The following is a 25,405-nucleotide window of genomic DNA, read 5'->3' on the forward strand; positions in this document are numbered from 1 at the left end:
ACAATGAGTATTAAAACTATTGCTCTCATAGGAAATCCAAATGCCGGAAAAACAACACTTTTTAATCAACTAAGCGGATTACATCAAAAAACCGGAAATTATCCGGGTATTACCGTTGAAAAAAAAGAAGGTAAGCTTACTTATAAAGATACTGACTATAGGCTAATTGACCTTCCCGGGGTATACAGTCTATGTCCTTATTCTGCTGATGAAGAGGTGGTATTAACAATTCTTGCCAATCCTGATAATCCTTACTATCCTGATATTATTATAGTAGTGGCCGATGTTCATAATATGAAAAGAAGTTTATTTCTGTATGAACAAATCAAAGATTTAAAAATTCCTACTATTTTAGTTATTAATCAAATTGACAATATTGAAAAAGAAGGAATTCTAATTCGAGACAAAAATTTAGCCGATTATTTTCCAACTCCTGTAGTACTAGTCAGTTCCAGAAAAGGTAAAGGAATTGATGAATTAAAAGAAATTATATATAATGGTTTTGTCAATGAATCGTTCGAAACTTTTCAATATCCTAAAGAATTTGAAAAACCGGTAAGAGAATTATCCAATAAATTTGAAATTGATGACTACCTCGCTTGGCTTTTCTTGGCTCAAACAAAAACGAACAACATACCGAGTGCGTATCGTGAAAATGTATCGGAAATTATAAATAAGTATAAGTTGATTCCTAAAAGGCTTCAACTTAAAGAAACTATTTTAAGGCATCGCCAAATTGACGATCTTGTAGAAAAAGTGGTCTATAAAGATCCAAACTATCAGACTTTCACGAACAAATTCGATAAAATTGCAACGCATCATTTTTGGGGATATTTTTTATTTTTTTCAATCTTATTTTTAATTTTTCAAGCCTTATTTTTTTTGTCAGGCTATCCTCAAGATTGGATTGAAGCTCTATTTGCCAATACTAGTGAACTTCTCGAAGCTTATTTACCGAACGGACCACTATCGGAGCTCATTACGCAAGGTATAATTCCCGGAATTAGTGGAGTTGCTGTATTTGTCCCTCAAATTGCAATTTTATTTTTCTTTCTGTTGATTATGGAAGAAAGCGGTTACATGGCTAGAGTTGTATTTTTGATGGATCGTTGGTTCAGACCTGTTGGACTGAACGGAAAAAGTGTTGTTCCTTTATTATCCGGTGCCGCTTGTGCTATTCCTGCAATAATGTCGGCACGAAATATTGAAAATTCAAAGGAACGATTAATTACAATTTTGGTTACACCATTTATAACCTGCTCGGCTCGCCTTCCGGTATACTCCATTATCATCGCTTTAGTCATTCCTATAGGAAATGGAATCTTTAATTTACAGGGTATTGTTATGATGATTATGTACTTATTGGGAGTCATAATGGTTTTTATAAGTGCATCCATTGCCAACAAATTAATAAAATCTAACTATAAAAGCTATCTTATTTTGGATATGCCGAATTATAAAGTTCCTTTTTGGAGAAATGTATTTTACGGTTTATTTGAAAAATCATTGAGCTTTATAGCTAATGCCGGTAAAATCATCGTTGCTGTCAGTGTCATACTTTGGGCATTAGGTAAATTTGGAAAGACAGACGAAAATGGTAAAACAAATTATCTGGCAGATGTTCCTTTAGAAAATTCTTATTTAGGAAATTTCGGAAAAGTAATTGAACCGGTTTTTAAACCTTTAGGGTATGACTGGAAAATTGATATTGGTATTCTTTCTTCATTTGCTGCCAGAGAGGTTTTTGTCGGAACCATTGCTTCCATATACAGTTTGGAAGATGATGGCAGTGAAAATCTTAAATTAAAAGAATTAATGAGAAAGGATATTAACCACAATACGATGAAGCCTACATTTAACTTAGCGACAGGCATTTCCATTTTATTATTTTATGCTTTTGCCATGCAATGCGTCAGTACCTTGGCTGTTGTTAGAAAAGAAACGAATTCGTGGAGATGGCCGGCCATTCAATTATTTTTTATGACGGGCATAGCCTATTTAGTAGCTTTACTTGCTTATCAGCTCTTAAAATAAATTTTAAATATTATTTACGTTATCTACTACTAATAAATTATTATATAAATTAATTAAATCCAAAATTTAGGATATTTTCTTTTTTTGCTCAGATTGTTGAATAGTAATGCAATAATCACCAACATTATTGCTCCTGATAAAACCGGATTAATTAAAAAGTTCCACTTTACTCCTCAGGTAATAATAATAAGCGGATCTGCTCCTGCCGGCGGATGGATAGTCTTTGTTATTTGCATGACAAATATAGCTAATCCAACTCCCAGTGATAGGGAATACCATTCATTATTTAGTACCATCGATACAATTAAACCCATAATTGAAGATAAAATATGTCCACCAATAATATTTCTAGGTTGAGACAGTGGACTTTCAGGTACACCAAATGCCAATACACAGGTTGCGCCGAAAGGTGCCATAATAAAAGGAATTGAGGTTGATTTTGTTAATAAGGCTATACACAAAATTGCTAAACACCCTCCAATTCCCGATAAAATTGAAAAATTAAAATCAACTTTAAGAGGACTTCGTTCTCTACTTATAAATTTTGATAGATATTTTTTACTATTCATTTCATTAAATTTTTGACGTTATTTTTTGTTTTCTCTATAAGTTTCTGTGTTCTATAAACTTGACTATCGATCATACATGCTTCAAAAAACATATAAATAATGAAGGCGTCATTTTCCTCACCTATTATATCAATAAAAAAATTCTGCAGTTCTGTTTTATGTTTTTGTATCACACTTAAAATGCGAACATTATCCGGTTGTATTTCTGATAGCATGTTCAGAAAGCAACAACCACGAAAATTTTCTTTTTCATTCATTTGTTCTAAATAATCAAAAGCTGATAGTACTTTTTCTTTTGAGGTTGTTTTCTCTTCTGTAAAATGTTTTAATCCTTCAAACCAGGTTTTATGACGCACTTCTAAATATTCCAGAGCTAAATTTTCTTTTGATTTAAAATGTTGATAAAAACTGGCTTTTGCAACCTTGGCTTTTTCAATGATTTCATTGATTCCTGTAGCATTGTATCCTTGCTGATGAAATAATTTTGATGCTACGTATACTATTCTTTCTCTGGGAGGCTTATTTTTTAATTCCATTCAACAAAGATAAAATAAATTTTTTGATATAGACATACTTGTCTGTATATTTTTTTTAAATACATTAATATTAAATTTTTACTCTCTTTTATAAAATATATAAATCAGCATAATGATAACGTATTTAGTTACTCTGCTTAATTACTCTTATACCAAATAAATATGAAATCCAATAAATTAATTATAATTATTAATTCATCAAGCAATATCTATATATAAGCTCAAATATTTATATTAATTAGAAATTGTGCTATAATTCTACTATTAAAACAGCATTAATATGATTTATAATAAAAACCATTAGCATAAAATATTATATTTTGTAAATTAGCGCATATTTAATAATTTAAGATGATATTTAAAAAAATTAACTCTGTAAAAAATGCTCACAAGTCTCCTCTGCTCATTAAAGGATTATATGATTATTGTACTACTTTAAATCCTGATAATGAAATTATTTACAAAGATATTTCCAGATATAATTATCGAGAATTCAAAAAACGAGTTCAACGATATGCCAATATGTTAAGAAATCTTGGGATAGACGGAGGCGAAACCATTGCCGTAATGGATTATGACAGTCATCGATATCTCGAATCTTATTTTGCTATTCCTATGACCGGAAATGTTCTTCATATGATTAATTGGAGATTGTCTCCTGAGCAAATTCATTATACTATTAATCATGCTGAAGATTTAGTTATCATTGCTCACGCAGATTTTCTTCCTATTTTGGAAAAATTTTCAGGAGATATGCCCTCTTTAAAATATTTAATCATTTGTAAAGATGATGATACTATAATAACTTCTGAAAATTTAAGTATTACCGGAGAATACGAACAATTGATGGCTGAAGCTTCTGATTCATATGAATTCGAAGAGTTTGATGAAGATGCAGTTGCCACAACATTTTATACTACAGGTACAACGGGCAATCCTAAAGGCGTATATTTTTCCCATAGACAATTGGTGCTTCATACCTACAATACGGCAGCCAGTTTTGGATTTTCCGGTTCAATTGCATGTCGTTTAAATTCCAATGATGTGTATTTACCGTTAACACCGATGTTTCATGTTCATGCATGGGGATTTCCTTATCTTGCAACCACCTTTTCATTAAAGCAAATATATCCCGGAAAATTTAATTTAACCGGATTTATTGATATTTTCACAAAAGAAAAACCAACTTTCTCTCATTGTGTACCTACTATTTTGCAAATGATTTTAGAGAGTAATGAAACTAAAGATATTGATTTCAACGGATGGAAAGTTATTATTGGTGGAGCTTCTTTAACCAAAAAGTTAGCAAAAAATGCTCTTGAAAAAAATATTGATATTATGTCAGGATACGGAATGTCCGAAACTTGTCCAATTATAACGTTAACTCACATAGATCCTAAATATAAAAATTTAGATATAGATGAACAATCTGAAATGAGAATCAGAACCGGAACTCCTGTTCTATTTACAACCATAAAAATTATTAACGAACAAGGAGACCATGTACAAAATAATGATGTAGAACAAGGAGAAATCATTATTCGAGCGCCCTGGCTAACTCAAGGTTATTTTAAAGACGAAGAAAGAGGAAACGAATTATGGAGTGAACAATATTTACATACTGGAGACGTAGCTACCATAAATTCCAATAATTCTATAAATATTACAGATAGAATAAAAGATATTATCAAAAGTGGAGGTGAGTGGATTTCTTCTGTTCAATTAGAAAATATTATTACCGGACATGAATCTGTGGCTGAAACCGCTGTAATTGGAATTCCGGACGAAAAATGGAGTGAAAAGCCTTGTGCATTTATCGTTTTAAAACCGAATATGACGTTAACTCATGATGAATTAAAAGATTATTTAAAACAATATACGGAATCCGGAATATTGAGTAAATGGGCTATACCTCAAAATATAAAATTTGTTTCAGAAATCCCCAAAACCAGTGTGGGAAAATTAAATAAAAAACTAATCAGACAACAATTTGTAGAAAATTTATAAGAGTTTAAAAATCTATTTTTTTAGTAAAATAAAAAGGTTAATAAATGGTAATTATTAACCTTTTTTATTTTTAGTCTTTACTGTTTAAAGATCCTTACCAAACTCTTCGATTAAACATAAGTGTGCCATAAAGATCTTTATTCATTATATTAAACTAAAATTAGGTTAAATATTTGTTTTACTGAGGTAAGTATTGTTATATTTGATACAAATCAATAGTTATCATGCAAAAAATAAAAGTACTTAATCCGGTTGTTGAAATGGACGGAGATGAAATGACAAGAATTATATGGAAGTTCATTAAGGACAAACTCATTCTCCCCTATTTAGATATAGATCTGAAATACTTTGATTTAGGTATTGAAAACAGAGATAAAACTAACGATCAAGTTACTATAGACTCCGCAGAAGCAACTAAAAAATATAATGTTGCCGTAAAATGTGCTACTATTACTCCTGATGAAGCTCGTGTTAAAGAATTTAACTTAAAAAAAATGTGGAAATCGCCTAATGGCACCATTCGTAATATTGTTGGAGGAACAGTTTTTAGAGAACCTATTATTATGAATAACGTTCCGAGATACGTGCAAGGATGGACGCAACCCATTGTAATTGGCCGCCATGCTTTTGGAGACCAATATAAAGCAACGGATGTGGTAACTAAAGGTCCCGGTAAATTAACCATGACCTTCACACCTGAAAACGGTGAACCTCAAACTTGGGAAGTATTTGATTTTAAAAATGACGGAGTTGCAATGTCCATGTATAACACCGATGAATCTATTGAAGGGTTTGCGCATTCTTCATTTCAAATGGCATTAACCAAAAAATGGCCTTTATATCTGTCCACTAAAAACACCATTTTAAAAGCTTATGACGGAAGATTTAAAGATATCTTTCAGAAAATATATGAAGATCATTATCAATCCAAATTTGAAGAACTGGGAATTACTTACGAACATCGTCTAATTGATGACATGGTAGCTTGTGCCATGAAATGGAACGGAGGCTTTGTATGGGCGTGTAAAAATTATGATGGTGACGTACAGTCAGACACTGTTGCTCAAGGTTTTGGTTCTTTAGGCTTAATGACTTCTGTTTTGGTTACTCCGGATGGCAAAACCGTTGAAGCAGAGGCTGCTCATGGTACTGTTACCCGACATTATAGATTATATCAAGAAGGTAAAGAAACTTCTACCAATCCCATAGCATCTATCTTTGCATGGACAAGAGGCTTAATGCATCGCGGTAAATTAGATCATACTCCGGATGTTGTCAATTTTGCAGAAACGCTGGAAAAGGTTTGTATTGAAACTGTTGAAGGAGGTAAAATGACCAAAGACCTTGCTTTATTAGTAAAAGGTAAACAAATGACCAGAGAAGATTATCTTAATACTGAAGATTTTCTAGATGCTATTGACAAAGGGTTAAAAAATAAATTAGTTAAATAATCAAGTATTTTTAATCTATTACACAAATATATTTATCTTATTAATCAACTACTTGTGTGACTAAATATTAACACATTTTTCTAATATGAAGAATCTCATATTTTTTTCCTATGTATTCTTGATTATTTAGAAATAAAATTGTAATTTTGCAACTCAAATTTTTAGAGAAATGAAAAAAGACATTCATCCGGATAACTATAGATTAGTTGTTTTTAAAGATATGAGCAACGACGAGGTATTTTTATGTAAATCTACTGCAGAAACAAAAGATACAATTGAATATGAAGGAGTAGAATATCCTTTAGTTAAGATGGAGATTTCAAGTTCTTCTCACCCTTTTTATACAGGAAAAGTTAAATTGGTTGATACTGCAGGTAGAGTTGATAAATTCTTTAACAAATACAAAAATTATAAAAAGTAATATAGTAATACTATTATAAAAAATTAAATATACCCATAGTAGTAATACCATGGGTATATTTTTTTATCTTTTTGGCATAAATATTGATGAAAAGAATAGTAAATTAGGTTTCTGCCTTAATAAAACAACATATTATGAATACTAAAATTTTAATTTTATTAGTAATAATGACCTTTTCTTCTATATTCGGTTATTCTCAAGAAAAATATAAATATAGAGAAGAAATACAATCTACCAATGAAAAAGTACAGAAAGTGGAAGCTCTGATTCAACAAGAATTTGGCTCTGCTTCTTCACCCGGAATTTGGACTTCAAATAATCCTGATTATGGTCTTATGATTAGAACTAAAGGGAATACATTTACCATAAGTGCCTGGCAAATTTCTGATAATACTGATATAAAGGCAAGAGTTGAAAAACTTATGTCCAAAGTAAAATCTGAACTGTAAAAAAAAATTTTATATACTAAACTCTAAAACTTCAGTAATGACTTACTGGAGTTTTTTTAACTTAAAATTTGACCAATGAAATTAGATATATTAGCCATAGGTGCCCATCCTGATGATGTTGAACTAGGGTGTGGAGGAACTCTGGCCAAAATGATTTCTGAAAATAAAAAAGTGGGAATATTAGACCTGACGGAAGGTGAATTAGGGACAAGGGGAACAGCTCTTACTAGAAAATCTGAATCCGAAGAAGCCAGTAAAATACTTTCAATTGCTTATCGTGAAAACTTAAAATTCAGAGATGGTTTTTTTAAAAATGATGATATTCATCAAATTGAATTAATTAAAATAATAAGAAAATATAAACCGGATATTGTTTTAGCTAATGCGGTAAACGATAGACATCCTGATCACGGGAAAGCTGCTAAGCTGGTTTATGATGCCTGTTTTCTCTCCGGTTTATTAAAAATACAAACAAGTTATAACGGGGTAACACAAGATAAATGGAGACCTAAACATATATTCAATTACATTCAATGGAATGAAGAAAAACCGGATTTTATAATCGATATATCTCATTTTTTAGATAAAAAAATAGAAGCTTGTATGGCCTATAAAACACAGTTTTATGATCCGAATTCATTAGAACCTAATACTCCTATTACCTCCATTAATTTCAAAAAAAGTATTATATACAGAGCTGAAAATTTGGGTAGGTTAATAGGCTGTGATGCAGGTGAAGGCTTTACTTCTCAAAAATGGATTGGTCTGAAAGATTTTGAAAATTTTGTTTGATAATATGAAATCTATTCATATATTTGCATTCCCAAAACGGTGGCCATAGCTCAGTTGGTTAGAGCGTCGGATTGTGGTTCCGAAGGTCGTGGGTTCGAGACCCATTGGCCACCCAAAGCTCCAAAGCACTCCTACAACAGCTTTGGAGTTTTTTAATAAACTACTTCAAGTGTATAATTACATAAAACGGCAATGTAATTATGGCAAAAAACACTAAATTTAGATGCACTTATACAGATATTTGGGTGTGTCCCTCAAATTTGAAATCGAAATCAAAGAAATTAAACAAAATTTAATTTCCATATAATTTTTCAATCTTATAAATTCCATTGCCCCCCTTTAGTTGGGTAATTGTTTCAAAAAATACTTTATTGATTAATAAAAACTATAAATATTGTTTTTTATCTCTTATTTTAGTTACTTTTAAATTCTTCTATTAATTTTAATATTTTTATATTATAATTATGAATTAGTTCTGATATAACAGGGCTTTTTCTATTTTACCAATATAATATTTGTTCTATAGATTATATAAATAAATACAAAAACTTATTTTTTTTAATCATAGTAGTCTACAATCTTCAAAACATTATGGAAGATTTTTTTATTAAAAAACTTAAATATTCCAAAAATATTTTTTTATTATATATTATATCACTTTTTAATTACTGTAAATACTTTATTACTTAATTGTAAATTATTGTTGATATAATAGTTTTACTATTTAATTTATTTAGCCAAATGGTTTACAACAAAAAACAATTATACACAATCACATTAAATCTTAGTTCTATTAACATTCTCAAAATTAATTATCATATATAAGTAACATAAATATTTAGATAATTCTAATATTTATATCATTAATTCACATTTTCATATTGTTTAATTTTTACCTAAAAACAATTAAATAGATATATAAGATATATTATCTCCACAATCATTATACTTTATTTTTTTTATTATTATCCTTTATAATCATAAAACATAATTTTATAATTTATTATAATTAATATATCATGAAAAATATTATTAATATTTAAATAAAATATATAAATTATATATCAGATCTCAACTATATAATTACTATTAATAAAAATTATAACAGTAGTAATCAACATAAATTAATAATATGTTTATAGTATTTTGTCATAATATAAATTATTTTTATATATTTGAATTATGTTAACCAAAATATATATGAATGAAATGACATAACTAATATTTAATAAATTATTTAAGCATTTATACCTTTTTATTATATATTGAGGTATTTTGATCCCTAATATTTTCATTATTTTATCTTGGATGAAATAGTAAGAATACTTATATACAATATAAACTCAACATTATTTTATTTACTAATTTAACCTAAACTTTGATTATGATAAATTTTAAACCGTTGCTCTTTATCACAACTTTCATTATATTTAGTGTATATCAAGCACAAGATATTTCAGAAAGAACTGCACAGAGAGTGGCTAACAATTTTTTAAAATTGAAAGCTAAAGATCCTTTAAAAAGATTATCGAAACAATTCAAATTATCAAACATTACTTCAACCATTGATAAAAAATACGATGGCTTTTATGTATTTAAAGTGGAGAATGGAAATGGATTCTGTATTGTATCCGCTGAAAGCGCAAATCATCCAATTTTAGCTTACTCTTTAAACTCATCTATACTAACCAATAAAAAGAGCTCTCCAGAATTTTTAAATATTTTAAATAATTATCAGTATACTAATTTAAATCTTAGAAGAAACTATTTAAAAAAATCTTATAGTAAAGAAAGCGAACAAATAAAAAAAGAATGGGATGCTTTACTTTCCGATAATGTATTTCCAAATTCAACACAATTATTAAGAAATCTATCGGTTAGTGCTAAAATTCCGGATTCGATTGCTCCACTAATAAAAACCAATTGGGATCAAGCTCCTTTATATAACAAGCACACTCCCATTACTTATGAAGGACAACCCACATTTACGGGTTCTGCTGCTACAGCTTTAGGACAAATTATGAAATATTGGGATTATCCTGCTACAGGAAATGATTCTGTAACTTATCGAATTCCTTCCAATTATTTTTATTATTTCTATAATTGGAAATGGAAAAAGTTAAGTGCTAATTTTCAAAAAACAAACTATCAATGGAGTAAGATGCCTACCTCGCTTTCAGGAAGTTCTACAGACGAGGAGATCGATGCGGTAGCTACACTCTTGTCTCATACCGGAATTTCCGTTAATATGATGTATGGACCTATTGGATCAGGTGCTCATAGTGAAAAAGTTCCTAATGCTTTAAAAAAATATTTTAAATACAGCTCAAATATTGAATTAAAAAACAGATCTGATTTTAATTCAGATGAGGAATGGTTAGACATTATTAAAGGCCAAATTTCACAAGGTTACCCTGTATATTTTTCATCTATAAGCCCGGATGCCGAACATGCGTATATAGCTGACGGATATGATTCAAATAATTATGTACATCTTAATTTAGGATGGGCCGGAGAAGCTAACGGATATTATTATATTAATGATCTTCGCGGCTATTCATCCAGCCAAATGATAGTAATAAATATATATCCTTCAGAAACTTATTGTGTTCCGCCTTCAAGTCTTACAACATCAAACATATCATCCAACAGTGCCACTCTTAATTGGAGTAATGATATTAGATTTAAAAGTTATAAGATTGAATATAAATCAAGTGGAGATTCCAATTGGACCGTTGCTAATGATAAAGCCACAGGATCATCTCTTGAGTTAGTAAATTTAAAGGCAAATACAACATATACTGCAAGAGTAGCAGCCAATTGCGATGCTAATTATTCCAATACAAATAACTTTGCAGAAACAACCTTTCAAACCAGTATCCCTGAATATCCTACTTCATCTGCTTGCGTTAATAATTTTGAACCTAATAATTCTTTTGATGATGCTTATTTAATAAAATCTGATTCTACATACTATGCAGGTATAGGATATCCTGATGACGTTGATTTCTACAAAATTGTTTTTACTACTAATTCAAATTTAGTGGTATTAATGAATAAATTCAATAAGGATTATGATATAATATTATATAATCGTTATTTTAAAGAAATCGGGAAAAGTATTGCAGGTAGCGAGTCAAGAGAAAGAATTAAAATTGAAAATCTTTTACCCGGCACCTATTATTTAAAAGTATTTGGTTATGATGGAGCATATGATGAGTCAGAATGTTATGAATTATCGTTCACTTCTGGACCTGCTGCTCCTACATGTAGTACAAATTATGAACCCAATGAATCTTTTGAAGAAGCTTATCCAATTGATGTTCTTACCACTTACTATGCGGCTATTGGATCTTCTAAAGATATGGACTACTATAAATTTACATTAAAAGAAACTTCTGATGTTAATATAAGTCTTCAAAATATTTATTTTGGTTATGAATTCAATTTATATGATTCATCTAAAAAATTTGTAGCTAAAGGAGTATTTGATGAACCCAATAACAAAGTAATTCATATTGAAGATCTGCCTTCAGGTACCTATTACATTGAAATAACAGGTAAATTAAATCCATTTGAATGCTACAGACTTTTAATTGATACTGATATATCCAGACATTCTTGTATTAATAATTATGAACCCAATGATTCTTTTGAACATGCCATTCATATTAAAACTGATAATAAATATTCAGCAGGAATAAGAATTCCTAGTGATCTTGATTATTATAAATTTATTTTAGATAATAAATCTAACATCTCGGTTACTCTTCAAAATATAGCTGATAAATATGAATTGAAAGTTTATGATTCTTCTAAAAGAGAAATAGGAAGAAGTTATAATGAAGATCTAAGCGATGAAACTATTAATCTAGACAATTTAGATCCGGGAACTTATTATATATTGGTTGAAGGAATTGATAGCGCATTTAATGCTACTCAATGTTATGAATTATTAGTAGAAACGATCGCAACAGATTCTCCATGTGTTAATAATTTTGAATCTAATGATTCGTTAGAAAAAGCAACTCCAATAAATCTAAATACTGTATACGAAGCCGGTATTGGTTCTCCAACAGATAAAGATTACTATAAATTTACAATCAATGAAACATCAGACATAACGGTTTTACTTCAAAATTTACCTAAAAACTATGATTTAAAACTTCTTGATGAAGTAGGTGATGAAATTGACAGCAGTTCAAATAAGGGTACAATAAATGAAAAAATTGTAGCTGAAAATTTACCTGCCGGTAATTATTATGTATACGTATATGGATATGAAGGTGCCTATGATACTACTTTTTGCTATAATTTAGAAGTTCAAACAGAAAGCAGTAATTCATTATGTAAGGATAATTATGAGCCTAATAACACCTTTGATTCTGCTTATACAATAAGAAATATCTTAACCTATTCTTCTGATATAAGTTCTCCAACTGATGATGATTATTATAAAATATATATTGGTGAAAAATCTGATCTTTTGGTTATTTTAGAAAATTTACCAAATGATTATGACCTTAAACTTTATGATAATTTAAAAAGAGAAATAGGAAGTAGTACTAACAACGGAACTACCAAAGAAATTATTGATATTAAAAATTTAAATAAAGGCATTTATTATGTATATGTATACGGTAAAAATGGCGCATATGAGCCGGGCAAATGTTATAATCTAAGTGTTAACTATGTTCCTGCTAAGAATTCACCTGAATTTGGAAATCCTGAGAATTCCGTTTTCGTATATCCTAATCCTGTTCATGATGCTATAAATATAAAAGGATTAAATATACTGGAAAAAGGAAAACTTATTACATTAACTATAGTTGACAGAAATGCGCACGTTGTGAAAATTTTGCAATCTAAAGTTGACGACAATATACTTGTAAATGTTTCAGACCTCCCTCCGAATATTTATTTTTTACAAATTCAGGGGCAAAATTACAAATTCATTAAAAAATGAGTTTTTAATTTATAATTAAAAAAGAACCGAAAGATCAATCTTTCGGTTTTTTTATGCAAATCATTTTAATATAAAAGTTATCAATTAAAAATTTCATATATCCAATAAACATGATATACTAAAAAAATAATTAATAGTAAACTTTATATTATCATTTTTACACATTATTTAATATAATTTAGTAAATTTGATATATAGTAACCTAAAAAACTTAAAAAGCTTATGTTTTATCTTAATAAATATATTTTTTCATAGTATGTAATTATTTTAATTTAAAAAAATTACATCAAAATCTTTTCACTCCATTCAACTATATATTCTATACCAAACAGTATACGTTTATTAGAATAATTAAATTTATAGTAATTACAATTTTACTTCATAATTAAAACACTAAAAACAATTCCGATGAGATTAAAATATTCTATTTTAATTATAGCTATATTTATATCTTACACATTTTATAGTCAAGATATTTCTGAAAAAACTGCCCGTATTGTAGCCAATAATTTTTTAAATCAAAGAATTCATTCAAAAAATTCAAACCACAATAAATTAATTAATATTACAGATTGTTTTGATAAAAAATACGATGGTTTCTACATTTTCAAAAGCTTAAATGGTTTTATAATAATTTCTTCACAAAGTGAAAACCACCCAATTCTAGCTTATTCATTTGATACAACTCTTAACGCGGAAGGAAATCAATCGCCCGAATTTTTATACTTTCTTAGAGAATACCAATCAGCAAACGAATATTTAAGAAAAAGTAAAGTTAAAAAAATAGGCGAGGATAAAGAAAGATATTTAATAAAAGAAGAATGGGACGCTTTACTTTATAGAAAAGAAATGCCTTTATCTAAAATTAATCTTAAATACAAAGAAATTCCTTTAACAATAGATCCTTTGATTACAACAAAGTGGAGTCAAAATACATTTTATAATAAGTTGGTACCTAAAACCTATGAAAACCAATCTTGTCCAACGGGTTGTGTGGCTACCACTATGGCCCAAATTATGAAATATTGGAATTACCCTGTCAAAGGTAAAAGCTCTAATACGTATAAGATTCAAAATACTTATTATGATTGGAAAGGTAAAACATTAACAGCTGATTTTGCTAACACTACCTATTTATGGAATAATATGCCTACTTCCCTTTCCCTCACTTCCACCACACAACAAATCGATGCAGTTGCCACATTAATGCTTCACACCGGTATTTCGGTTAATATGATTTACGGACCTAACAGTTCGGGGGCATTTAATAACTCTGTTTTAAAAGCATTGAAAAATTACTTTCAATATAGTTCGGATATAAAAATGGTTAATAAAGGAAATTATAGTAATTTCGAGTGGATAAAACTAATTAAGGATCAGCTGATAAAAAATTATCCTGTGTTTTATAAAGGAAGCAACAGGCAAGGAGCACATACCTTTATTGCTGATGGAATTGATAGTAACAACCTCATTCATTTTAATTTTGGTTGGGGCGGTTATGCAGATGGATACTTTCAATTATCTGAACCGGCAGGATATAAATCCAATCAAAGTGCAATAATAAATATACACCCTATTAATTATACTTGTTCTATACCTTCGGGTCTCACCACATCGAATATATCTTCAACTAGTGCTGTTTTAAAATGGAATAACATACCGGACATTCTAAGTTATACTATGGAATATAAAACAAATAAAGAAGAAAATTGGAATACCATAAACCTTAAATCAACCGACACCTTATATACCCTCACAGGATTAAAACCAAATACTTCATATAGTTGGAGAGTAAAAGCAAATTGCTATACTTCTAATAGTTCCAATTTTGAAGAAAACTCATTCCGAACTTCTACTAATTGTGCAGCTAATTACGAACCTAATGACTCGTTTGAAAATGCATATCCTATAAAAATCAATACTTTATATTCAGCTGCACTTGGCTCCAGTTATGATTTAGATTATTATAAATTTTCAATTTATAAAAAATCTACTATTGAAATTATTCTTAAAAACTTTTCTGAACATTATACTTTAGCTTTATATGATTCTTCAAAGAATTATATTACCCGTAGCACGAATACAGAGAATAATAAAGATCAATTTCAAATAAATTTAATTCCCGGAACATATTATATAATGGTTAAAGGATATAAAGATGCTTTTCTTGAAAATAAATGCTATGATTTAATCGTAAATCAAATGTTCAATGATAAAATTACTGATAACAATAACATAATCATATATCCTAATCCCGCTCATGAAACACTTAATATAAAAGGTGTTCCTTCAAATATTCAGAAATTTATAACATTAACTATATTTGATAATAGTGGAAAACTAGTTAAAAACATACGTGTATTAATTGAAGACAAAATTTCTATAAATGTCTCAGATCTACAGCCCAATCTTTATATTATAAAAATTTTAGGAAAGAATTACAAATTCATAAAAAAATAAACCTTAGAATTATGTTAAAAACCGAAAGACAAATCTTTCGGTTTTTTTTATATTCATTAAATTGATATTATCAATCAACTCTTTTTTTATCAAAAAAATAAAGGGTCATACCAACTCCTATGATTCCTAATCCAATAATACTTTCCCGAGGATGGTTGACAAAAGTAAAATACAAAATATAAAAGCTGAAAAGTAAAAAGATAACGGGCATTAGTAAAAAAATATTTCCTTTGAAAAGTACCCGATCTTTTTTCTTAATAAATAAAGAAGTACTCACGGCAGCCGTTGAAAGAAGTTGAAGTACAAATGCTGTGTAAATAAAAATTTCTTCAAATTTACCACTCAATATTATTAGTATACTGATAAGAGTATGAGCAACTACAGCCCAAATAGGTATTCGGTTTTTATTTTCTTTACCTAAATAACTCCAAAGATGATTTTCTTTTGCTGTTGCCTGGGTTACTCTAGATCCAACCCACAAATAGCCACTAATTGTTGAAACTAATTGCAATGCAATCAAATAACTTATCCATTTTACTCCCCGAACGCCTAAAATATTGGTAAATGCGATATTGGCAATGTCTTCTTTTCCTTCCATTTGTTCGATTGAAGCATGTTTTAAAAAAACAAAATTTACCAACACATAACTTACTGTTACAAAAAGAGTTCCTATTATCAACGCTTTGGGAAGATTAACTTTTGGCTTTTCAATTTCTTCAACAATATATGAGGCAGAATTCCAACCGGTATAAGCGTAGGTAACAAACACTAACGAACTGGCAAAAGCCGGAACGATGATTTCATGAGTCCAAGAATTATCCCATAATAATGCATTGGTAGGAGACGGACTTATCGAAATTCCAATTAAAATCAGTACTACAATGAATGCTACCTTAAGAACGGCAAATATATTTTGAAAACGACTGCTTACCTTTAGGCTGAAACATTGAAATACAGCAATAATAATGATAATGAGAATGGCAGTACTTCTTTCATTTTCAAAACCCAAATATTTAGCCATAGCCAATGCTGCTAAAGCAATTGGCCCGGAGAAGCCAACTATAAGCGATACCCAACTGGTGATGTATCCCATGATGGGATGATAAGTTCTAGAAAGATAAATATAATCTCCTCCCGATTGCTTAAAATGAGCTCCCAATTCCGCGTAGATAAAAGCACCTATTAAAGCCAGTATTCCTCCGATTGTCCATAAAAGAATAATGGTAAACGTATTGTGTAATTCCGGAACTTGATATCCTAAACTTGTAAACACTCCCGTTCCTACCATATTGGATATGACTATGGCAGTTGCTGTCTTCCAGCCTATTTTTTTCATATTTATATTAAATATATAAGTCTAATTTTAGAAATTCATAGAAAGCTTAGTAAACCAATTAGCTCCGGTTGTACCCATCTGTACCGGTGCATACTTGAAAACATTATAATAAGAATTTTCATAGATTTGCTTATCCGGAAAGACATCAAAAATATTATCTCCGCCCATCGTTAATATTAAATCTTTTCGTATGGAATAACTGATACTAAAATCGGTTACTAATTTTGGATCATGATGTTGTACCGAACCGTATGGGTAACCATCTCTCGTAACTTTACCGAAATAGGTATTTCTTACTAATAAATTCCATTTCGAAACTGAATAATTGAAGCCTAAAGTTGCCTTTGCTTTCGGACTTAAAGATTCAATTATATTGGTTTGATCGGGACCGAAATATTCATTTCTGTCTCCTTCAAAAACTTTGGGAAAATGATAATCAACAATTTCTGTTTCTGTATAGTTTCCTGATAAACTTATATCCAGATTTCCCCTTCCTAAACCAACTTTATATGTGGCCACTATATCAATACCTTTCGTTTCCGTATCCACAGCATTAGTAAAAAATCGTGCTCCTTCCACTCCATAAGATTCTACTTTTGCATTAACAAATTCACTCGTGAGTACAATACGATCTTTAACTTTGATATAGTAAGCATCAGCGGTTACATATATTTTTTTAGAAGGTTTAAATGTTAAACCGGCACTTGCATTAATTGATTTTTCTTCTTTAAGTTTATCAATACCTAATGCTTTTGCCAAAGGACTGTCATTTCTAAATATACCTTTAGAAACAACTCCTGATCCCGACGATGAGATACTGGAAAAAGAATTATTAAAATATTGCTGTTGAAGAGACGGGGCTCTGAATCCATTACTGAAAGCTCCCCTTACAGCAAATCCGTTTACATATTCATAACGCACCGCCAACTTTCCTATCCAAGAATTACCAAAATCGGAATAATGCTCATATCTTCCTGCCAAATCACCGGTAAGTTTTCCTTTTTTAAATGCAACATCCGCATAACCGGATGCATTATTTCTGTCCTCTTTTAACGCATTTTCAGGAGAAAATCCTATAAAACCTTGAGCTCCCCCCTCTCCCAGTATATCGGTAGGAAGGGTAGATGCTGTTGCCGGATTACCAAATTTATCGTAACGCATCCATGATCCTTCTTCTCCGGCCTTTATTCTATATTGTTCGTATTTAAATTCTCCTCCGAAGGCAATGGAAAGAAGTGTATTTATTTTTTTAGAAATATCCAGATTGATAATATTTTGCATAAACTCATGTCCCCCGGCTTTAAATTCCGTTGGAGAATGTATGCCCAACGAGGCGTTGTTTGTATGCGTAGCCTTATAATTAAAGAGGTTTTCTCCAAAGGTATTACTTATATCTACCACCCAATTATTATGCATATATCTTATTCCCGTAGAGTTAGAAATATCATAAATAGTGGATTTTAATAAAGGTTGAAATCCTATCGGATAAAGCTCTTTAACTACATTAGTTTTTTCACTGGGAAGTCTTCGGAATTCAGCTCCTTCTCCTTGTCTTAAACTTGCTCCGCCGAATGAGTAGAACTCATACTTTTCGGATAATGGATAAATGGAATTTATAAAAAATTGTTGATTTTTAATTTGAGCATCTCCGGCCCTGAAACGGAAATCTTTTTGGGTTAACCCCATTTCTGCCATAATTTTTTCATCGTTTATTCTGGCCTGATTGGGATCCGGTGCAAAATCATAGGCAAAGTTATCACCAAACTTGTCCAGATTATTATCATAAGAACGATTGGTTTTATTTCTTTGGCTGACTACAAAAGAAAGATTGATACTTCCTCCTTTATCTCCTAATTTAGCACCGTAATTTCCGCTAAAATTGTAAGTTTCCCCGTCATTTCTATTGGTTAATCCATAGGTGATGGATGCCGAGCCGCCCTCATTCTTTTTTAAAATAATATTAATTACACCGGCAATGGCATCCGAACCGTATTGAGCTGCCGCTCCATCTCTTAAAACCTCTATTTTTTCTATTGCTGAAACGGGTATGGCACTTAAATCTGTACCCACAGATCCATTACCTACCGTATTTTGATAATTGACTAATGAGGTAGTATGCCGTCTTTTTCCATTCACTAATACCAGAACCTGATCGGGCCCCATACCTCTCAAGGTAGCCGGATCAATATGTTCCGTTCCATCGGAAGAAGATTGGCGAACAGAATTGAATGAAGGTACTAAATAATTTAATAAGTCGTTAACGGTTAATTGAGGAGATGCCTTTTCTATTTTCCTGACATCTATTACGTCTATGGCAACGGGAGAATTTACTTTGGTTCGTTCTGAACTTCTGCCACCGACTACAACAATCTCTTCAAGATCAAGGGAATCTACGGCTCGTTTTTCTTGAGCATCCACATAATTGGTAAATTCTAAAATTAAACTTACCATTAACAAAGAAACTTTTTTCATTATCTTTCTTACAGTTAGTAAATTATATTTATTAAAACTGTATCAAGAAAAACCGGAAAGGAAAAAAGAAATTATTCACAACTCAACACACTCACAATTCGCGAATCACTCATCTTTCCCCTCAGGGCTGGAATTAGCACCAAGCCTAAGCAGGCCGGTTGCCAAGGTTTCACAGGGCCAGTCCCTCCACCTTTCTTGATAAGTGATGTAAATATACCATAATTTTCATAATAAAATAATTTTATATTATATTATTTTACCTCTAAGATAAAGAAATAAATTTACTTTATCTTAAAAAATCTTACCAAGAAAATTATTCCTATTCCAAACAAGGAAATGAAAGTAAAAGATATTTGTAATGAAAATTTTTCAGCTAAAAAACCAATGCAAGGAGGGCCTAGAAAAAAACCGATAAAACCAATGCTGGTAATAACTGTAAGCGCTTGTTCGGGCGAAGCTGTTTTTGAATTTCCCGCTAAGGTATATACTAAGGGTACGACTGCAGATATTCCCAGTCCAACAATAACGAACGAAAGAAGTGTGGTTAGTAATGTTGGAAATAGAACAGCACAGATCATACCTGTAAAAATTAAAGATCCGCTGATGATCAACGTAACTTTTGAACCGAATTTCCGAACTATAAAATCAGAAATGAATCGTCCGCAAGCCATGGCTGCCATATAGGCAGTCAACCCATATCCGATATATTTTTTATCGGCTTTCACTATATTCCTCATATATTCATTGGACCAATCGGTCATCGTTCCTTCAGAAACCATAGCAAAAAAAGCTAGAAATCCTAAGACAATAAGATTTTTATCTACTCTGAAAAATTTTGATTTTTTCGGTAATTCCATCGGTTCTTCTTGGGCTTCATCCGGCAACAAGTATCTGAATAACCAAAGGGAAACCAGAATTCCTATGGAAGAATATAAAATAAAATGCTCTGAGGGTGGAATATTTTTAGCAATCATTACTGCTCCTAACCAAGAAGCAAAAAAACCTCCAATGCTCCAAGTACCGTGCATGGAGCCTATTATTTGGCCTTTATAGGATTTTGACACATTAACAGCTTGTGTATTTATAGCTATATTGGTTAAATTACCTATGGCCCCGTAGGCTATTAAATTGAGTTTCAATTGCCATAATTCACCGCAAAATCCAATTCCGATTAAAAATATAAAGTAAAGAATGATAAATATAAGAGTCGATTTTTTGCTTCCCAGCTTTTTTATAAGATTACCCGCAAAAGGTAACGTAATAAGTGTTCCGATGGATAAAAATAGTAAAACCAATCCCCAATTGGAATCGGAAACATTCATCGATAATTTAATCGTTGGAATTCGTGAAGCCCAAGTCGCAGAACTGCCTCCAAAGAAAAAAAATAAAAGGGTTACGGCCATTCTGGGCAAATGTTTTTTGTATATCATTGTTAATTCTCTCGGATTTTTTATGGATTGTATCTATTTATTAACTACTCCGGTATTTATAAAATAAAAAAAACCTGCTTGATTCAATCAAACAGGCTCTTCATTAATTATCTTTTTAATCTTTTGTCGGGGATTCTTTTTCCACCTCCCGTATTTTAATTTCCGTACTGTCTTTTTCTTTATTTAATCCAATATAGAGATGGTCTCCATCATGTATCGATGAATTGATAATTTCTTCAGCGATCACATCTTCCACATATTTCTGGATCGCTCGTTTAAGTTGACGTGCACCGAAATTTTTGTCCCATCCTTTTTCAATAATGAATTCTTTAGCTTCCGGAGATAATTCTACTTCATATCCAATTTTAGCAATTCTATCGTACACATTTTTCAATTCTAAATCTATAATTTTGGATATATCTTCCTTTTCCAAATTATTAAAGATAATAACATCATCGATCCTATTTAGGAATTCAGGAGCAAAAGTTCTTTTTAAAGCGTTTTCTAGAGTAGATTTTGCTCTTATATCGGATGATGATTTTTTGGCAGAAGTTCCAAATCCAACACCGTCACCGAATTCTTTGAGCTCTCGAGTTCCGATATTGGAAGTTAAAATGATTATTGTATTTCTAAAATCTATTTTTCTTCCCAAACTATCCGTAACATGTCCGTCATCTAAAATTTGCAAAAGGATATTAAATACATCCGGATGTGCTTTTTCAATTTCATCTAAGAGGATTACAGCATAAGGTTTTCTTCTTACGGATTCTGTCAATTGCCCTCCTTCTTCATATCCTACATATCCCGGAGGAGCTCCAACTAATCTAGATACGGCAAATTTTTCCATATATTCACTCATATCTATTCTAATGAGAGCATCATCTGAATCAAATAATTCTCTGGCAATAACTTTTGCTAATTGAGTTTTTCCAACTCCGGTTGCTCCTAAAAATATAAATGTACCTATAGGCCTGTTAGGATCTTTTAATCCGGCACGATTTCTCTGAATGGCTTTTACAACTTTGTTAACCGCTTCGTCCTGACCGATAATTTTTCCTTTCATCAGATCTTTCATTTGAGCAAGTTTTTTAAGCTCTCCTTCTGCTACTCTTTGTACAGGTACACCGCTCATCATTGAAACTACTTCTGCAACATTATCTTCAGTAACAATCTCCCGATGTTCTCTTGAAGATTTTTCCCATTCTCTTTGTGCATTCGCTAATTTAGTTTCAATCTCTTTTTCGGTATCTCTTAATTTTGCAGCTTCTTCATACTTTTGGCTTTTAATTACCTTAGTCTTTTCAGCTCTGATTTTTTCTAATTCTTTCTCATAATTAACTATTTCCTTTGGAACTTTGATATTTTTAATATGGACTCTTGATCCCGCTTCATCGAGCGCATCAATCGCTTTGTCCGGTAAATATCGGTCGGTAATATATCTTGTAGTAAGATTTACACAAGCTTTAATTGCCTCCTCGGTATAAGTTACATTATGATGTTCTTCGTATTTATCTTTAATTTGATTTAGTATGATAATGGTTTCTTCCGGAGAAGTTTGCTCTACCATTACTTTTTGAAATCTTCTTTCTAAAGCGCCGTCTTTTTCAATATATTGTCTATATTCATCCAAAGTAGTCGCTCCGATGCATTGTATCTCTCCTCTTGCTAATGCCGGTTTGAACATATTGGAAGCATCTAAAGAGCCTGTGGCTCCTCCGGCTCCTACTATGGTATGGATTTCATCAATAAAGAGAATAATATCCGAGTTTTTTTCAAGCTCATTCATTATGGCTTTCATTCTTTCTTCAAATTGTCCTCTATATTTAGTACCTGCAACCAGTCCGGCTACATCTAAGGTAACTACACGTTTATTGTACAAAACACGAGAAACCTTTTTTTGAACAATTCGTAAAGCGAGACCTTCTGCAATGGCTGATTTACCAACTCCGGGCTCTCCTATTAACAAAGGATTATTCTTTTTTCTCCTGCTTAATATCTGAGATACTCTTTCAATTTCTTTTTCCCTTCCTACCACCGGATCTAAACGGCCTTCGAGTGCAGCAGTGGTTAAATCTCTACCGAAATTATCTAATACCGGTGTTCTGCTTTTCGAAGGATTAGATCTGCTTCCTTTGGGTGATTCGTATTGATTGCCTTCACTAATGCCTTCTTCTTCCGAAAATTCATTGGTGGGTTGTTCTGTAAAATCTTCTTGAAACTGAAATCTATATTCTTCTTTAAGGATATTAGCATCGATATTATACTTTTTGAAAAGCTGGGTTACCGGATCGCTTTCTATCCTCAAAATGCATATCAATAAATGTATGGTTTCTATTTCCGGGCTTCTAAAAAGCTTAGCTTCTAAAAAACTTGTTTTTAAAGCTCTTTCGGCAGCTTTAGTAAACGGGATGCGATTCCTGTCTACTTTTATACTTATTTCAGGTTTATTAAGATTTTCTATTTTTCTCCTTAAGTCACCTAAATCAACATTTAAACTTTGAAGTATGGTAATAGCTTTGCTGTTACCTTCACGTAAGATACCCAGTACAAGATGTTCCGTCCCTATATGGTCGTTACCTAATCGTAATACTTCTTCATTACTGAAGCTTATTACATCTTTGACTTGTTGTGAAAAATTTTCGTCCATGTATGACTTACTGTTCTATATATTAATATTTTACGATTTAAATCTTGCATTTATCATGCCACTTTACTTATCTGTTATTTTGTCATATTCCTTGATAAAGTAAAATATTTTTTTCTGATAAATGTACTCTATTATTTTAAAATATCATATAATTCGGAACTATTTCTCGGGTACGTATATTATTTCTCCATTTTCCAGTTCATAAGCTATCCCTACTTTTTTCCCTTTTTTACCTGTGGATTTCTCTTGGGATGGGGTATACTTATTTATTTTATTTCCTTCTTTGGTTATTATTTCCATGTCTTCTTTTCCCGGATTTTTAACAACGGTAAAATCTTCATTGGAAAATACTTCACCCATATTTAAATTCATAACCATGGCAACCATAAGGGCTACGGCAAAAACCATGGCTACATCAAATAGGTTTACGATAACACTAAGCGGATCGGTATCTTCTTCTTTTAGAAATCTGTTAAATCTTCTTCGTCTTTTCATCCTTAATTTACATTACCCGTTACTACTCTTGCTACATAATCTAAATTGTTAACTTCTTTTGCATACCATCGTTGTTTAACTTGTAAAGTTACTAACCCGATTGCGCTTACTACCAATCCCACTACGGTTGTAGCAAAAACTACTTGCATGTTATACGCCATACCGGAAATATCCCCGGAAGACAGTCCAACCAGTGCAGGACTCATGGCTATCAGGGTACCGATTAAGCCTAAGACAGGCCCGAGTTTTGCAAGCATTTTTGATAAGGAAAGGTCTTTATCTACTTCATTTTCAAAATTGGAGATGGTATAATCGGCATAGGCTTCATGGGTGGTATTTTCTAATAATGTCCTTAAATATTTTATATATAAGGAATTGTTTTTTGAAGGCAAGGATGCTTGTAAATCTTTTAATTTTTCTTGAGTAAGGTTTTCAATAACCGGATTTATCTTTTTATCGTTATTCCTTTTAACGATAAACTGATTGTAAAAACTTCCTAAGAGAAGCAGTGAACGAGCAAATAATATTAGTAAGATGATGATATCGGGAATTAATAAACTATTCGCTACCCAGAATAATACTTTTGATATAATTTCCATATTTATTAGTTATTTTAATTTTTTCTTTTAGTGTTTAACAATTTTTCCATTTAGTTAACCTCCATTTAATTTTATTTCCTAAAAATCCTATTAGAAAAAAGATAATGAATAGTCCCATCGATAAAAGTATATAGTTAACATTTATGGTTTCCTCTGATGTTTTATATACTATTTTTCCATCAACAGTTGTTATGAGTCCTAGTATACAAATGATTAAGCTCACCATAAAATGTATTTCAAGTCTTAAATCAAATTCTGGAATCAGTTTTTTAAGCGCTATGACAGCTAAAACCATACATAAGATAACGATTGATGCGTAAAGGATTGCCATGGTTAAAAAGTGGAAACCGGTAAAGGTAAATGCGGCTTGAGTCAATCCATAAAATAAAACTAAAAAAAGTAATATTCCCGGATAATATTTTAATATTAATCGAACTATCTTATGTTTTTTACTTCCAAACTGTCCCATTAATGCTGAAAAACAAAAAGCAAAACATACCGCCGATTCTACCGTAACCAGTACGGACATGTTTTGCATCATCACATGATCAGCTAAAAAATCTTCAATCTGTGTTTTAGATTGCTTAATGGCTAAGGGATAAATTAAAAGTATATAGACTGTGTATACTAGCATCATTAAGGCTATTTGCCCTATTTTCCAAAAACTTAGCTTAATAATGCTATTTAATAGGATAAGAGCCATTAATAAATGTATGATGAGTTCCATAAAATAATATCCTT

General features: G+C 30.9%; 16 protein-coding genes, 1 tRNA gene, 1 pseudogene and 1 riboswitch. Of the genes and pseudogenes, 9 read left to right on the forward strand and 9 right to left on the reverse strand.

Going from position 1 to position 25,405, the window contains the following annotated elements; genetic code table 11:
* Positions 1–3: 3 nt before the first annotated feature.
* Positions 4–2,034 carry a ferrous iron transport protein B gene (gene feoB / locus GFU93_RS06880; RefSeq protein WP_160568251.1) on the forward strand — a complete coding sequence of 677 codons (2,031 nt, stop codon included), beginning with the start codon at positions 4–6 and terminating at the stop codon, positions 2,032–2,034.
* A gap of 53 nt (positions 2,035–2,087) precedes the next feature.
* Here the strand turns inward: feoB and GFU93_RS06885 are convergent.
* Together GFU93_RS06885 and GFU93_RS06890 are read right to left on the reverse strand one after the other, a co-directional pair.
* A pseudogene (locus GFU93_RS06885) lies at positions 2,088–2,603 on the reverse strand (HPP family protein).
* On the reverse strand, positions 2,600–3,139 hold the full coding sequence (locus GFU93_RS06890) for a TetR/AcrR family transcriptional regulator (RefSeq protein ID WP_160568253.1): 540 nt from the start codon (positions 3,137–3,139) through the stop codon (positions 2,600–2,602). The pseudogene GFU93_RS06885 and the gene GFU93_RS06890 overlap by 4 nt, the downstream one beginning before the upstream one ends.
* A gap of 351 nt (positions 3,140–3,490) precedes the next feature.
* Here GFU93_RS06890 and GFU93_RS06895 point away from each other — a divergent pair, with 351 nt between their 5' ends.
* The 8 genes from GFU93_RS06895 (at position 3,491) to GFU93_RS06930 (ending at position 15,685) form a co-directional block, all read left to right on the forward strand.
* On the forward strand, positions 3,491–5,146 hold the full coding sequence (locus GFU93_RS06895) for a fatty acid--CoA ligase (protein ID WP_160568255.1): 1,656 nt from the start codon (positions 3,491–3,493) through the stop codon (positions 5,144–5,146).
* A 224-nt stretch (positions 5,147–5,370) separates the two neighbouring features.
* A complete protein-coding gene (locus GFU93_RS06900; protein ID WP_160568257.1) occupies positions 5,371–6,597 on the forward strand; it encodes an isocitrate dehydrogenase (NADP(+)) in 1,227 nt (408 codons plus the stop codon).
* A 169-nt stretch (positions 6,598–6,766) separates the two neighbouring features.
* Positions 6,767–7,018, forward strand: a complete 252-nt coding sequence (locus GFU93_RS06905; RefSeq protein WP_105296935.1) for a type B 50S ribosomal protein L31 — start codon at positions 6,767–6,769, stop codon at positions 7,016–7,018.
* 134 nt (positions 7,019–7,152) lie between these two features.
* On the forward strand, positions 7,153–7,467 hold the full coding sequence (locus GFU93_RS06910; RefSeq protein WP_160568259.1) for a hypothetical protein: 315 nt from the start codon (positions 7,153–7,155) through the stop codon (positions 7,465–7,467).
* A 75-nt stretch (positions 7,468–7,542) separates the two neighbouring features.
* Complete coding sequence (gene bshB1, locus GFU93_RS06915; RefSeq protein ID WP_160568261.1) at positions 7,543–8,259, forward strand: bacillithiol biosynthesis deacetylase BshB1; 717 nt, start codon at positions 7,543–7,545, stop codon at positions 8,257–8,259.
* A gap of 39 nt (positions 8,260–8,298) precedes the next feature.
* Positions 8,299–8,372 (forward strand) — tRNA-His (locus GFU93_RS06920).
* A 1,271-nt stretch (positions 8,373–9,643) separates the two neighbouring features.
* Positions 9,644–13,225 carry a C10 family peptidase gene (locus GFU93_RS06925; RefSeq protein WP_160568263.1) on the forward strand — a complete coding sequence of 1,194 codons (3,582 nt, stop codon included), beginning with the start codon at positions 9,644–9,646 and terminating at the stop codon, positions 13,223–13,225.
* Positions 13,226–13,633: 408 nt separating this feature from the next.
* Complete coding sequence (locus tag GFU93_RS06930) at positions 13,634–15,685, forward strand: C10 family peptidase (RefSeq protein WP_160568265.1); 2,052 nt, start codon at positions 13,634–13,636, stop codon at positions 15,683–15,685.
* A 70-nt stretch (positions 15,686–15,755) separates the two neighbouring features.
* On the opposite strand, the gene GFU93_RS06935 is transcribed toward GFU93_RS06930, so the two are convergent.
* From GFU93_RS06935 to GFU93_RS06965, 7 genes are all read right to left on the reverse strand, one after another.
* Positions 15,756–17,021, reverse strand: coding sequence for an APC family permease (locus GFU93_RS06935; RefSeq protein WP_160568267.1), 1,266 nt, complete (start codon positions 17,019–17,021; stop codon positions 15,756–15,758).
* Between the two features lie 27 nt (positions 17,022–17,048).
* The gene (locus tag GFU93_RS06940; protein WP_160568269.1) at positions 17,049–19,493 is read right to left on the reverse strand and encodes a TonB-dependent siderophore receptor; all 2,445 of its coding nucleotides are present in this window, start codon (positions 19,491–19,493) and stop codon (positions 17,049–17,051) included.
* Between the two features lie 106 nt (positions 19,494–19,599).
* A riboswitch (SAM riboswitch) is annotated at positions 19,600–19,698 on the reverse strand.
* Positions 19,699–19,774: 76 nt separating this feature from the next.
* Positions 19,775–20,923 carry an MFS transporter gene (locus tag GFU93_RS06945; protein WP_160568270.1) on the reverse strand — a complete coding sequence of 383 codons (1,149 nt, stop codon included), beginning with the start codon at positions 20,921–20,923 and terminating at the stop codon, positions 19,775–19,777.
* A gap of 115 nt (positions 20,924–21,038) precedes the next feature.
* A complete protein-coding gene (locus GFU93_RS06950) occupies positions 21,039–23,570 on the reverse strand; it encodes an ATP-dependent Clp protease ATP-binding subunit (RefSeq protein ID WP_160568272.1) in 2,532 nt (843 codons plus the stop codon).
* 159 nt (positions 23,571–23,729) lie between these two features.
* On the reverse strand, positions 23,730–24,065 hold the full coding sequence (locus tag GFU93_RS06955; protein WP_160568274.1) for a DUF2149 domain-containing protein: 336 nt from the start codon (positions 24,063–24,065) through the stop codon (positions 23,730–23,732).
* Between the two features lie 2 nt (positions 24,066–24,067).
* On the reverse strand, positions 24,068–24,664 hold the full coding sequence (locus GFU93_RS06960; protein ID WP_105296925.1) for a MotA/TolQ/ExbB proton channel family protein: 597 nt from the start codon (positions 24,662–24,664) through the stop codon (positions 24,068–24,070).
* A 34-nt stretch (positions 24,665–24,698) separates the two neighbouring features.
* Positions 24,699–25,391 carry a hypothetical protein gene (locus tag GFU93_RS06965; RefSeq protein WP_160568276.1) on the reverse strand — a complete coding sequence of 231 codons (693 nt, stop codon included), beginning with the start codon at positions 25,389–25,391 and terminating at the stop codon, positions 24,699–24,701.
* Positions 25,392–25,405 lie beyond the last annotated feature (14 nt).

It is taken from the genome of Apibacter sp. B3546, assembly GCF_009827885.1.
Classification (GTDB): domain Bacteria; phylum Bacteroidota; class Bacteroidia; order Flavobacteriales; family Weeksellaceae; genus Apibacter.